The 13,136-nt window shown below is 67.0% G+C and carries 8 protein-coding genes; 3 read left to right on the forward strand and 5 right to left on the reverse strand.

Features of this window, described 5'->3' with window-relative positions:
- Nucleotides 1–25: 25 nt before the first annotated feature.
- The 4 genes from C7402_RS01620 to C7402_RS01635 form a co-directional block, all read right to left on the reverse strand.
- Nucleotides 26–1,267 carry an MFS transporter gene (locus C7402_RS01620; protein ID WP_224045260.1) on the reverse strand — a complete coding sequence of 414 codons (1,242 nt, stop codon included), beginning with the start codon at nucleotides 1,265–1,267 and terminating at the stop codon, nucleotides 26–28.
- A 121-nt stretch (nucleotides 1,268–1,388) separates the two neighbouring features.
- The gene (locus C7402_RS01625) at nucleotides 1,389–2,921 is read right to left on the reverse strand and encodes an efflux transporter outer membrane subunit (RefSeq protein ID WP_372460556.1); all 1,533 of its coding nucleotides are present in this window, start codon (nucleotides 2,919–2,921) and stop codon (nucleotides 1,389–1,391) included.
- Nucleotides 2,921–4,201 (reverse strand): efflux RND transporter periplasmic adaptor subunit, encoded by a 1,281-nt coding sequence (locus C7402_RS01630; RefSeq protein WP_116609411.1) that lies wholly within the window; start codon nucleotides 4,199–4,201, stop codon nucleotides 2,921–2,923. Before C7402_RS01630 ends, C7402_RS01625 begins: the two co-directional genes overlap by 1 nt.
- A 10-nt stretch (nucleotides 4,202–4,211) precedes the next feature.
- Nucleotides 4,212–7,394 carry an efflux RND transporter permease subunit gene (locus C7402_RS01635; RefSeq protein ID WP_116609412.1) on the reverse strand — a complete coding sequence of 1,061 codons (3,183 nt, stop codon included), beginning with the start codon at nucleotides 7,392–7,394 and terminating at the stop codon, nucleotides 4,212–4,214.
- Between the two features lie 540 nt (nucleotides 7,395–7,934).
- Between C7402_RS01635 and C7402_RS01640 the strand changes: the two genes are divergently transcribed.
- Together C7402_RS01640 and C7402_RS01645 are read left to right on the forward strand one after the other, a co-directional pair.
- Nucleotides 7,935–8,147: a hypothetical protein gene (locus tag C7402_RS01640; protein ID WP_112170137.1), complete on the forward strand. Its 213-nt coding sequence runs from the start codon at nucleotides 7,935–7,937 to the stop codon at nucleotides 8,145–8,147.
- 94 nt (nucleotides 8,148–8,241) lie between these two features.
- On the forward strand, nucleotides 8,242–9,285 hold the full coding sequence (locus C7402_RS01645) for a serine/threonine protein kinase (RefSeq protein WP_116609413.1): 1,044 nt from the start codon (nucleotides 8,242–8,244) through the stop codon (nucleotides 9,283–9,285).
- 15 nt (nucleotides 9,286–9,300) lie between these two features.
- Here the strand turns inward: C7402_RS01645 and C7402_RS01650 are convergent, their stop codons facing one another.
- Nucleotides 9,301–11,259 carry a DUF3857 domain-containing transglutaminase family protein gene (locus C7402_RS01650; protein WP_425273758.1) on the reverse strand — a complete coding sequence of 653 codons (1,959 nt, stop codon included), beginning with the start codon at nucleotides 11,257–11,259 and terminating at the stop codon, nucleotides 9,301–9,303.
- A gap of 471 nt (nucleotides 11,260–11,730) precedes the next feature.
- Between C7402_RS01650 and C7402_RS01655 the strand changes: the two genes are divergently transcribed.
- Nucleotides 11,731–13,131 carry an L-lactate MFS transporter gene (locus tag C7402_RS01655; protein ID WP_112170139.1) on the forward strand — a complete coding sequence of 467 codons (1,401 nt, stop codon included), beginning with the start codon at nucleotides 11,731–11,733 and terminating at the stop codon, nucleotides 13,129–13,131.
- Nucleotides 13,132–13,136 lie beyond the last annotated feature (5 nt).

The following is a 13,136-nucleotide window of genomic DNA, read 5'->3' on the forward strand; positions in this document are numbered from 1 at the left end:
GCTGAATGCCCGCTACATGCCCGCCTCATGCCGCTCCGGCGTGTTCACGCTTGCGCAGCGTCACCGCGAGCGCGAGCCCGGCGACGAGCAGGACGATCACGAGCCCCGCCACGCCGCTCCAGCCCGCGCCCGCCCAGAAGTGCCCGCCGACCGAGCCCATCACGCTCGAGCCGAGGTAATAGGCCAGCAGATACAGCGCGGCGGCCTGGCCTTTCGCTTCGCGCGCGAGCCGGCCGACCCAGCTGCTCGCCACCGCATGCCCGGCGAAGAAGCCGATCGTGAGGCAGGCGATGCCCGCGGCGATAGCGGCAAGCGGCGAGAACAGCGTGAGCACGACGCCTGCGAGCATCATCGCGAGGCTGGCGATCAGCACGCGGCCGCGCCCGAAGGTGTCGGCCATGCGGCCGGACCACGGCGACGCGACCACGCCTGTGAGGTAGACAAGGAAGATCGCGCCGATGGCCGCCTGGCTCATGTGATAGGGCGCGGCGATCAGCCGGTAGCCGATGTAGTTGTACAGCGTGACGAAGCTGCCCATCAGCACGAAGCCCATGGCGAACAGCATGGGCAGGCCGGGCCGCGCGAAATGGCGCAGCAGCGCCGCGCGATGATGCGCGAAGCCGAGGCCGCTCTTTGGCGAAAAGTGACGCGAGGGCGGCAGCAGCGCGCGGAACGCGAACATTGAGGCGAGGCCGAGCAGACCGATCACGGCCACGGCCGCGCGCCAGCCGAACAGGTCGGTGACGATGCCGGTGATCACGCGCCCCGCCATGCCCCCGATGGCCGTGCCGCCCACGTAGAGCCCCATCGAAAGGCCCAGCCCGTCGGGGTGCATTTCCTCGGCGAGCCAGGCCATGGCGACGGCGGGCACGCCGCCGAGCGCGATGCCTTCGAGCGTGCGCAGCACCAGCAACTGGTGCCAGTGCGGTGCGAAAGCCGTGGCGAGCGTGAGCAGCGACGAGGCGCACAGCGAGGCGGTCATCATGCCGCGGCGGCTCCAGCCTTCGGAGACGAAGCCCGCGACGAAGATGGCGATGGCGAGCGCGGCCGTGGTGAACGAGAGCGCGAGGCTGCTTTGCGCGGGGCTCACGCCGAAGGTCTGCGAGAACGCGGGCAGTAGCGGCTGCACGCAGTACAGCAGCGAAAACGTGGCGTAGCCGGCGAATAGCAGCGCGAGGCTCGCGCGCCAGAATTCAGGAGTGCCGCGTTCGATGTACGGAACGGCGGCGGGCGCGGAATTGCGCGTGGCGCCCGGTGAAGCAGTCACGACAGGTTCTCCAGAAGTGCGGATTATTGCAAAGCCGCAACGATACGCCTGTTATGCGATTGGTGTTGGCCAGCGCCGCAGCGCGGCCGGTATGCGTCTTCAAGCGTTAGCCGGTCATCGGTCAGCCTGGCGCGGGCGAGGTGACCGGCGCGCTGGCGGGCCGCGCGCCGCCGGCTTTGTCCGGATGCACGAGCGCATCGTCGCCGGGCAGGTCGGCCGCGTTCCAGCCGCCGCCCAGCGCCTTCACGAGCGCGACGCTCGCGGCCATGCGCCGGCGCGAGATCGCCACGGCCTGGCGCTCGTTGGTGAGCGTCGTGGTTTGCGCGACCACCACGTCGAGATAGGTGATCGCGCCGCTGCGGTAGCGGCTCTCGATCGTCGCCAGCGTGCGCCGCGCCGCGTCCACGGCGCGGTCCTGCGCGAGCGCTTCCTGTTCGAGCACGCGCAGCGTGGCGAGGTTGTCCTCGACTTCGCCGAACGCGTCGAGCACCGTCTCGCGGTACTGCGCGACGTTCTCGTCGTACTGCGCGCGCGCCGCGTCGCGCACCGCCTCGCGGCCGCCGAAATCGAGCAGCGTGCCCGCGAGCGTCGGCCCGAGCGACCAGAAGCGCGCGGGGGCGACGAGCCACTGGCTGAAGTTGGTCGCCTCCAGTCCGCCCGTGACCGCGAGCATCAGGCTCGGAAAGAACGCCGCCGTCGCCACGCCCACCTGCGCGTTCGCGGCCGCCACGCGCCGCTCGGCGGCGGCGATGTCAGGACGCCGCTCCAGCAGCTTCGACGGCACGCCCGGCGGGCTCGCGATCGCGCGCACCGTGTAGGCCGCCTTCGGCGCGACCGGCAGCGAGAAGGTGGAGGGCGACTGGCCCGTGAGGATGGCGATCGCGTGTTCGAGTTGCGCGCGCTGCACGCCGAGATCGATGGCCTGCGCCTCGGTGGTTTGCAGCTGCGTTTGCGCCTGGCCCACGTCGGCGTCGGTGGCGATGCCGCCCGCGTAGCGGTTCTGCGTGAGTTCGAGCGATTCGCGGTAGGCCTGGAGAGTGTCGTCGAGCAACTGGCGCTCGCGGTCCACGCCGCGCAGCTCGAAGTAGTCGGTGGCGAGTTCGGCCTGCATCGAGAGCAGTACCGCCTGCATGTCGGCGGCGCTCGCCTGCGCGCCGGCCTTCGCGGCCTCGACATTGCGCGCCACGCGGCCCCAGATGTCGGGCTCCCATGTGGCGTCGATGCCCACGGCGTAGTCGTTGATCGTGAGACCGGCCTTCGACGTGTACTGGAGATTCTGCGAGGTGCGGTAGCGCGAGTAGTCGCCGCTCGCGGTCACGAGCGGGAAAAAGCTCGAACGCTGCTGGGCGACGTTCGCGCGCGCCGCGCGAAAGTGCGCCTGCGCGGCCTGGACGTTCTGGTTCGCGGTCTCCACCTGCGCTTCGAGCGCGTCGAGCGTGGCGTCGCCGTAGATCGTCCACCACGCGCCACGCGACGCCTGGTCGGCGGGCTGCGCGAGCGTCCAGCCCGTGCCCTCCAGTTCCTTGTACGTCGCGGCCACGGGCATCGCCGGGCGCACGTAGTCGGGGCCGACCGTGCAGCCGCCAAGCGCAGAAAGCGCCGATACCACAGCTAGCGTGGTGAAAGCGACAAGTCGCGCGCGGGCTGGCTTCATCATTCGCCCTGCGCTTGCGCGCTGTCGCTTGCGCTTTGCGTGGCACCGGCAGCACTTGCAGCACTCGCGCCGCTCGCGGCATTCGCCGCGCCCGTCTTGTGCTCGCCGTGCGCGGGCACGATGCGCACCGGCGTGCCGTCGACGATCGCGTCCTGCGGATTGACGATCACGCGCTCGTCGCCCGTGAGCCCGGCAGCCACCGCCACGCGCGTGCCGAAGTCGGTGCCGAGCGTGACCTTCACGAGCTTCACGCGGTTGTCCGCATCGACGGTCGCGACCTTCACGCCGTCGGGGCGGAACAGGAACGCATTGCCGGGCAGCGTGATCGGCGTGGCCGCGCCGTCGAGCGCGAAGTGAACCTGCGCATACGCGCCGGGCAGCAACTCGCCGCTGCGGTTGTCCACGTCGACCTCGACGAGCATCGTGCGCTGCGTCGCATCGACCGCGCCCGCCGTGCGCGCGACGATGCCCGGAAAGCGCTTGCCCTGCGCTTCGTTGAGCGTGAGATACGCGTGCTCCTGCACGTGTATCTGCTGCGCGTAGGCTTGCGGCACGTTCGCGTACACACGCAGCCGGTCCGCCTGCGCGAGGTGGAACAGTTCCTTTTGCGCCGTGCCGCCGTTGCCGGCGTCGATCAGCGCGCCCACGTCCACGTTGCGCGCCGTGACGATGCCGTCGAAGGGCGCCGTCACGCGCTCGTACGATTGCAGTTGCGAGAGCCGCGAGACGTTGTAGCGCGCGGCGTCGAGCGTGGCTTTTTTCGCGAGCATGTCGCCGACCTTTTCGTCGGTGTCCTGCTTCGCGACCGAGCGGTTTTGCAGCATCTGCGTCCAGCGGTCGGCCGTTGTTTTCGCGAGCGCGTAGTTCGCTTCGGCATTGGCGAGATCGGCGCGCGCGGCGCGCAGCTGGTCGTCCACCTCGGGCGCGTCGATTTCCGCGAGCAACTGGCCCGCCTTCACGTGCGCGCCGATGTCGAAGTACCACTTGCGCAGGTAGCCGTTGGTGCGCGCGTAGATCGGCGTGTCGAGAAACGCCTGCACGTTGCCGGGCAGCACGAGGTCGAGCGCGCGGGTCGAGCGCTGCGGCGTGACCACCTGCACGGAGAGCGTGCTGGCCGATTTCGCTTCGCGCTCGAGCGCTGCATGTGCGCTATAACGCGACCAGATGCCTTGCGCCGCGAGCCCGAGCACGACGAGCGCGGCAAGCACGACAGGCCAGCGCCGCGCTGTGTGCGGCGATTGCGGATCTTGCGGCGACGGCGTTTGCGAATGATTCGTCATGACAGGAGATTCATGATTTGGGCACCACGTTTTCGATGGCGCGCTGGCGGCGCTCGCCGAGCTTGCGGTAGATGAGCGAGAACACCACGGGGACGAAGATCAGCGTGGCGAGCGTGCCCACCGCGAGGCCGCCGATCACGGCGCGCCCGAGCGGCGCATTCTGCTCGCCGCCTTCGCCCAGGCCGATGGCCATCGGCACCATGCCGATCACCATGGCAAGCGCGGTCATGAGCACCGGCCGAAAACGCGTGTAGCCCGCTTCGATCGCGGCGCGCGCGGCGTCGCCGTGCAGGCGCAGTTGCTCACGCGCGAAGCTGATGACGAGAATGGAATTCGCCGTGGCGATGCCGATACACATGATCGCGCCCGTGAGCGCGGGAATGGAGAGCGTGGTGTGCGTGAGGAACAGCATCCAGACGATGCCCGCGAGCGCGCCCGGCAACGCCGTGATGATGATGAACGGATCGAGCCACGACTGGAAGTTCACGACGATCAGCAGATACACGAGCACGATCGCGAAGATGAGCCCGCCCAATAATCCGGAGAACGAATCGTTCATCGTCTGCACCTGGCCGCGCAGCTTGATGCTCGACGTTTTCGGCAGTTCGGCGCGCGTGTCGTCGATGATCTTCGCGATGTCGTCGGACACCGCGCCCAGGTCGCGCCCGTCCGCGGTGCCATAGATGTCGATGGTGGTCTGCGCGTTGTAGTGCGTGACGACCGCGTTGCCCGCCACGCGCTGCATGCTAGCGAGCGAGCCGAGAATATTGCTGCGGCCATTCGCGGTGAGCGGAATGTTGGCGAGCGATTGCAGCGAATCGATCGTGTATTGCGGGGCTTCCGTGACGACGTTGTAGCTCACGCCGTTGACCGGATTGAGCCAGAACGTGGGCGTGGTCTGCTGGCTGCCCGAAAGCGTGATGAGCAGGTCGCTTGCCACGTCCTTCTGCGTGAAGCCGGCCTGCTGCGCGCGCGTGCGGTCCACGTCGATGAAGATGCGCGGAAGATCGGCGGGCTGCTGGATGCGCGCGTCGGCGAAACCGGGCACGCCGCGCAGCCGCGCGAGCAGTGTGGCCGCGAAGGCGCGGTTGCCCGCCACGTCGCGGCCCACGATCTGGATGTCGATGGGCGAGGGCATGCCGAAGTTCAGCGTCTGGCTCACGATGTCGGCGGGCAGGAAGGCGAACTGCACGCCGGGGAATTCGTCGTTGAGCGTGCGGCGCAGGAGGCGCACGTAACCCGCGGTGGGATGATGGTCCTCGTTCAGCGAGAGCAGCACGTCGGCGTCCGAGGTGCCGATGGTGCCGGTGTTGCTGTACGAGAGGTTGATGCCCGAGACCGGCAGGCCGATGTTGTCGATGATCGAATGTAGCTCGCGAGGCGGAATCAGCTCGCGAATACGCTTGTCGATACGGTCCACGAGCACGGCTGTTTCTTCCACGCGCATGCCGGTTTTCGCGCGCACGTGCAGCGCAATCGTGCCGGCATCGACCTGCGGAAAGAAGTCGCGCCCGAGAAACGGCATGAGCAGCAGCGAAGCGCCGCAACAGGCGAGAAACGCCACGACGAACCACACGGGATGCGTCACGCGCGCGGCGAGAAACACGCGATAGCGCTCGCGCAGCCGCTCGAAGCCGCGCTCGAACGCGAGGTGAACGCGCATGAACGGGTTGCGCGTCGCGCCATGCACGTGATGCAGGTCGGCGGGCTTGTGATGATGGCGCATCAGGTACTTCGCGAGCGTGGGCACGAGCGTACGCGAGAAGAAGTACGACGCCAGCATCGCGAACACCACGGCTTCCGCGAGCGGGATGAAGAGATAGTGCGCCACGCCCGTGAGCAGGAACATCGGCACGAACACGATGCAGATGGAGAGCGTGGAGACGAGCGTGGGAATGGCGATCTGGTGCGCGCCGTCGAGAATCGCCTGCTCCAGCGTCTTGCCTTGTTCGAGTTGCTGGCTGATGTTCTCGATCGCGACCGTTGCGTCGTCAACGAGAATGCCCACCGCGAGCGCGAGGCCGCCCAGCGTCATGATGTTGATGGTCTCGCCGAGCGCCGAGAGCACGATGACTGAGGTGATCATCGAAAGCGGAATCGACACCGCGATGATGAGCGTGGCGCGCCAGTTGCCGAGAAAGAGCAGGATCATGAGCGCCGTGAGCGCGGCCGCGATGAGCGCTTCGCGCAGCACGCCCTGCACCGAGGCGCGCACGAACAGCGACTGGTCCGCGACCGGATCGATATTCAGCGAAGGCGGCACGAGATTGCGCAGCGTGGGCATCATCTGCTTGATGCGATCGACGATCTCCAGCGTCGAGGTGTTGCCGCTCTTGTTGATGGTGAGCAGCGACGCGCGCTGGCCGTCCACGCGCACGATGTTGGTTTGCGGCACGAAGCCGTCGCGCACGTGCGCGACGTCGCGAATGTAGATCGTGCCGCTCGCCGTGGTTTTCACGGGAATGTCGTTGAGACCCGCTAAGGTGTCGGGACTTGCGTTCATCGTGACCGAATACTCGGTCGCGCCGATCTTTGCCGTGCCCGAAGGCAGGATGAGGTTCTGCGCGCTGATCGCCGTCACCACGTCCATGGGCGAGAGGTTGTGCTGCTGTAGCGCGCGCTGGTCGATGTCGACCATGATCTGCCGCTGCTTGCCGCCATAGGGCAGCGGCGCGGACGCGCCCGGCACGGTGGCGAGCTGCGTCTTGAGGAAGTTGTTGCCGTAGTCGAACAACTCCTGTTCGGTGAGCTGCGGCGAGGAAAGCGACAGGCGCAGGATCGGCACCGTCGAGGCGTTGTAGCGCAGGATGAACGGCGGATTGATGCCGGGCGGCAGCGAGCGCAGCTGCGCCTGCGACAGCGCGGTGACTTCAGCGAGTGCTTCCTGGATATTGGCGTGCGGCTGGAAGAAGATCTTCACCACCGCAATGCCGTTGAGCGACGTGGATTCGGTGTGCTCGATATCGTTTACAGCCACCGAAAGGCCGCGCTCGTAATTGAGCACGATGCGCTTTTCCATTTCGTCGGCGGGCAGACCCGTGTAGGTCCAGATGACCGAGAGCACCGGGATGTCGATGTTCGGGAAGATGTCCGTGGGAGTGCGCAGGATCGTCAGCGGTCCTACGATCAACAGCAGCAACGCGAGTACGACGAACGTGTACGGGCGCTTGAGCGCGAGTCGAACGATCCACATGGAACGGCGGGTTCCTTCGCTGGTGTCGGGATATCTGGCTCGCGGGGCTGGTCCGGCCGTGGTGGCGAGCGTCTCGGTTATCGGTATCGTGGCCGGTTGCGGCTTGTGCGCGCGAGGTCTCTTGCCCGCTGCGCACAGCGACTGGATCTGGCCCGGATGGGACAGGACTATAGCGCCAGTCAACGTGCATCAGCGTACTTTTTCGGGTGCTGCGCAAGCAAGGGCGCGGGGGGCGGGGTTTACCATCTGTTACAGTCAGGGTTTCGTAAGTCGTGCGCGCAGCACGAGCGAAGATGGGGCGGCGTATGGCGTAGCGCCGGTTCGGCTGCTGATGCACCCCTGTATTTTTTCGCTTTGCGTGTGCGCGCAAAAAGGCAACAATGGGTATGCCAAGGGTCGCACCGCGAAAGCGCGGTGAACAAGCAAGTGGCCCGCGGCGGGTTTGGATGCGCGCGCAACCGATGGTGCGCATCGGTTTTTTGTCAGCATTACCGACCGGACTTCCTTCGAGGAAGCCGGCGAAGGTAACGGGGAAACATCATGCAAATCGGTTCTATCGTCCGTTCCGTTCATATCGCCGTGCCACAGGGCGCGCGCGGCATCGTGATGCGCCTTCTCGGCGACATGGCGATGGTGACCTGGTATGCCGGGGAGCCTGGCGCGTCGGCGCAACTCAACACCGAGCCCTTTTTTCTCGAAGATCTGATCGATACGGGCGAGCACGTCATGCCCGCCGGCGCGAAGATTCACTGAGGAGGCACGAGGGCGCGGCTGCGAGCGTGTAGCGCGCCGCGCGCGCCTTGCACGGCGGCTCGCCTGCGCCGCCCGCAAGAGGCACAATGCGGGTATGAATTACGATCCCTCTCCGATCCCGGGTGAGCCGTCCAGCCCCGGCGATCCGCTAGCCGCGCCGTACGCGCGTCTCACGCCCGAGTGCGTGCTCGACGCGCTGGACAGCGTGCTGATACCGGCCAACCGCCGCACGGATGGCCGCATGCTCGCGCTCAACAGCTACGAGAACCGGGTGTACCAGGTGGGCGTCGAAGACGGCCCGCCGCTCGTCGCCAAGTTCTATCGCCCCGGGCGCTGGAGCAACGAGGCGATACTCGAAGAGCACACGTTCGTCGCCGAACTCGCCGTGCGCGAGATTCCGGCCGTGCCCGCGCTCACCTTCGAAGGACGCACGCTCCACGAATTCGACGGCTACCGCTTCGCGCTCTTCGAGCGGCGCGGCGGCCGCGCGCCCGACCTCGACCGCAGCGACACGCTCGAATGGCTCGGCCGCTTCATCGGCCGCATTCACGCGGTGGGCGCAACCCAAGCGTATCGCGCGCGTCCCACGCTCGACATCGAGACCTACGGCTACGAGCCGCGCACGTATCTGCTCGAACACGGCTTCGTGCCCGCCGACGTGCGCGCCGCCTGGCAGACGGCGGTCACGCTCGCGCTGGAAGGCGTGGAGGCGGCGTTCGAGCGCGCGGGCGACTTGCGTTCGCTGCGCGTGCATGGCGACTGCCATCCGAGCAACGTGCTCTGGACCGACGCCGGTCCGCATTTCGTGGACTTCGACGACAGCCGCATGGGTCCCGCTATCCAGGATTTGTGGCTGCTGCTGCCCGGCGACCGCGCGGGCGCGTCGCGCGCGCTCGCGGATCTGCTCGCGGGTTATGAGGACTTCTGCGAATTCGAGCCGCGCGAGTTGCATCTCGTCGAAGCGCTGCGCACGCTGCGCCTCATCCACTACTCGGCGTGGCTTGCGCGCCGCTGGCACGATCCCGCGTTTCCCGTGGCGTTCCCGTGGTTCAACACGCAACGCTACTGGGAAGAGCGCATTCTCGAACTGCGCGAGCAGATCGGCGCAATGCAGGAAGGGCCGCTCTGGCCGGTTTGAACCGCGCGCGCGGACTCACTGCGCGCTAGGCGGACTATCGGGCACCGAGCCCGGCGCAGACGGCTTGACGATCAACTGCGCGCGCAGGTCGCGCGCCATCGTCTCGAAGGCGGGGCGCATCTGCGTGAAATCGTCGGCGCTGCACACGTCGCTCGCGAAATGCGTGCTCCCGGTGCGCGTGACGCGCAGCACGTTCGAAGCGGTGTCGAGCGCGTACTGCGAGTTGAAATCCACAAAACGGTTATCGACGTGCTGCGGCATCGGCACGTCGAGCACGCGCATGCCCGGCGGGAGGGCAATGCGTGTGCGCTCGGTCACCACCACATTGCGGCACACGAACGGCTGCGTGCGGCGCGATTCGCCGAGCCAGTAGCGCAGGTTCGCATCGAGCCCGCCCACGAAGCTCGTGAGCGTGGGCACGGGTGTGGTCATCTCGGGATCGACGAAGCCGTCGAAGGTGCCCGTGAGCGTGAGCACGAGCGGCCCGGCGGTGGCGTCGAGCGAGCTGGAGGCGAGCGTGGCGTTGCCGCGCAGGTTGGCGTTGCGCAGCTCCCATTGCAGCGATTCCTCGCGCTGCGCGGGCGTTTGCAGGCGCAGCACGCTGCGCGTCTGCTCGGCGGACCAGCCTTGCGCCTGCAAGCGGTAGATGAAGCGCGCGGAGCCGTCGGGGGCGACCGTGATGTCGAGATCGCTCTCGCGCGTGGTCGTGGCGGTGGCGGGCGTGCGCACCTGGCTGCCGTCGCCGGCGAGCACGGCCACGCGGTCCATGTCGGTCGAGGGCAGATAGCCGAACTCGATGTTGCTCGCCGTGGAGTCGGCGAACATCTGGAGGTCGGGCAGCCACGTGATGACGTGGTTGATCACGCCGAAGCCGGGCACGCTCGGCAGCGTGTAGACCGTGCCGCTGTTCACGAGCGCCGGCGTGTTGCGCACGCCCACGGCGTCGAGCAGCGCGCCGAAAAGCGCGACATGGTCCTTGCAGTCGCCATAGCGATTGGCCAGCACTTCGGTTGCGCGGTGCGGCACGATCTCGCCGCGCCCGATGTTGATCGCCACGTAGCGGATGTTGCGGCGCACCCAGTTGTAGAGCGTTTGCGCCTTCGCGCGCGGCGTGTCGTCGTGCGCGGTCAGCGTTTGAGCGAGGCGCACGATCGCCGCGTCGCCCGCGCTCGGGTCCACCGAGGCCTCGCGATAGACCTTCGCGAACGCCGCATAGTCGGGGAACGTGGACACCATCAGGCGGTCGCCGTAGCTCACGTAGGCAATCGAGCCATATTCGAGTCGCTCGAAACTGGACTTGTCGTAGCGGTACTCGTAGCGCGTGCGGCCGTTGAGCGTGACGGGCGGCAGCACGATGAAGCCGCGCGCGTCGGCGTAAAGCGGCACCTTCTCGGGCAGGTCGTAGATCACGCGAAAATTGTGCGTGGGCGCGAGGTCCGGCGGCGTGAAGTCGCTGAACCAGCCGGGCACGATGGGCACATGCTGGGTCTTGCGCCACGTGAGATGCACGCGCGCGCCCGGCTCGACGGCCGGGAACACGATGACCTTGTCCTGCACGTCCTGAAACATCGGGGCGTCGAACGAGCGCACTTCCTGCACGTCGCGAATCTGCTCGGGCCGTACGTCATGGCGGCCGCCCTGGGCGTCCTCGGTCCAGGCCTCCAGCACCTCCACGTGCGCCATCTCGCGGTTGAACCACACGTAATACTGGCCCGCGCGCGCGATGCCGGCCTCCGTGTTCACGCGCAGCGTGAGCGTGTCGAGCTTCGTATAGGAGCCGTCCGCGTTGACGGTAAACGTCTGCGTTTCCGACTCGTTGGTATAAGGCGCCTGCGCCGCGCTGCCGGCGGGATTCACCGCGCTCGCTTCCATGGGCACGGGCGTGAGTTGCGCCACCCCTGCGCGCAGGTCGGCGGCCAGCGCTCCGGTGGCCGGGCCGAGAACGGTGAGGCAAAGAGCGAGAGCGAGGCGCATGAGGGGGCTCGGCAGGTGTCGGGTCTCGGGTGAGCGCTACTTCCGTCACTTAAAAGTCATGTTATTGGCTTGTCAAGCGGATGTCGCTCACAGGGAGCGTCGCGGGCCCTGTATCGAGTATTGAGTCTAGATTCGGGGGCGTGCAATAGCAACGGTTCTCATCTGTTGCCGTGCGATGGCACGTGTCCCAGGGGCCTGGATCGTTCTCCCAGGCGTTATACGGCGCTGCCGCCGCTTTGCTGCGCGCGCAACAATCTGCCCCGAGCGGGCCGCGCGGTCCCATATGCATCTCCGTCTCATATTGCCAAGGCCGCGCCTGGGGACTAACGTTCGGGGCAGCCGCACACCGGCACATCGTGTTCCGTGCGTTTGCACACACAAGAACACACAAAAACCACGCCTACCAACAGCCATTTCGGATGGAACCGGAGCGAGTGCCCCGCTCGCATTCCGGTTGACTCAGGAGACCCCATGAGCAGCGTTGCAGATTCGACGCGCGGTGCGCAGCCCGTACCATTTTTTTCCAAGGAGGCGACTGTCGCGCCGCCAGGCTTTTCACGCTGGATGGTGCCGCCCGCGGCGCTGGCCGTGCACCTGTGCATCGGCCAGGCCTATGCATTCTCCGTGTTCAACGCGCCGCTCACGAAGGTGATCGGCATTACGGCGTCCGCGCCCGATGACTGGTCGCTCACCACGCTCGGCTGGATCTTCTCGCTCGCCATCGTATTTCTCGGGCTTTCTGCCGCGTTCGGCGGCAAGTGGCTCGAACGCGTGGGCCCGCGCCGCACCATGTTCACGGCCGCGTGCTGCTTCGGCGGCGGCTTTCTGGTTTCCGCGCTCGGCGTGTATCTGCACCAGATCGCGCTGCTGTATCTCGGCTATGGCGTGATTGGCGGCATCGGCCTCGGGCTTGGCTACGTGTCGCCGGTTTCCACGCTGATCCGCTGGTTCCCCGACCGCCGCGGCATGGCCACGGGCCTGGCCATCATGGGCTTCGGCGGCGGCGCGATGATCGCGGCGCCCCTCTCGGTCATGCTGATGAAGCATTTCGCGAGCGAGACGAGCGCGGGCGTCGCGCAAACCTTCGTGGTGCTCGGCATTGCCTACTTCATCTCGATGACGATCGGCGCCATCGCCATTCGCGTGCCCGCGCCCGACTGGAAGCCCGCGGGCTGGACGCCGCCTGTCGTCGCGAAGAAGCTCGTGTCGAACCAGCACGTGCACATCGACCAGGCGCTCAAGACGCCGCAGTTCTACCTCATCTGGCTCGTGCTGTTCCTCAACGTGACGGCCGGCATCGGCGTGCTGGGCCAGGCCTCGGTGATGATCCAGGAAAGCTTCAAGGACACCGTGAGCGCAGGCGCCGCAGCGGGCTTCGTCGGCCTGCTCTCGCTTTTCAACATGGGCGGGCGCTTCGTGTGGGCCTCGGCTTCCGACTGGGTGGGCCGCAAGAACACGTACTTCATTTTCTTCGTGTTCGGCGCGCTGCTCTACTACGCGGTGCCGCAGTTCGCGCAGAGCGGCAACATCGTGCTCTTCGTGCTGGCGTTCTGCCTGATCCTCTCGATGTACGGCGGCGGCTTCTCGACCGTGCCCGCGTATCTCGCGGACATGTTCGGCACGGCGTTCGTGGGCGGCATTCATGGCCGCCTGCTCACGGCGTGGGCCGCGGCGGGCGTGGCGGGCCCGGTGCTCGTGAACTACGTGCGCGCCTATCAGGTCGCGCATGGCGTGGCGAAGGCCGACGCCTATACGATGACCGTGCACATCATGGCCGTGCTGCTCGTGGTCGGCTTCATCTGCAATCTGCTCGTGCGCCGCGTGCACGAAAAGCATCACATGAGCGAGACGCAACTCGCCGCCGGTAAATAAGGAGG

Origin of the sequence: Paraburkholderia unamae, from assembly GCF_003096875.1 — a bacterium.
In the GTDB taxonomy this organism is placed as follows: domain Bacteria; phylum Pseudomonadota; class Gammaproteobacteria; order Burkholderiales; family Burkholderiaceae; genus Paraburkholderia; species Paraburkholderia unamae.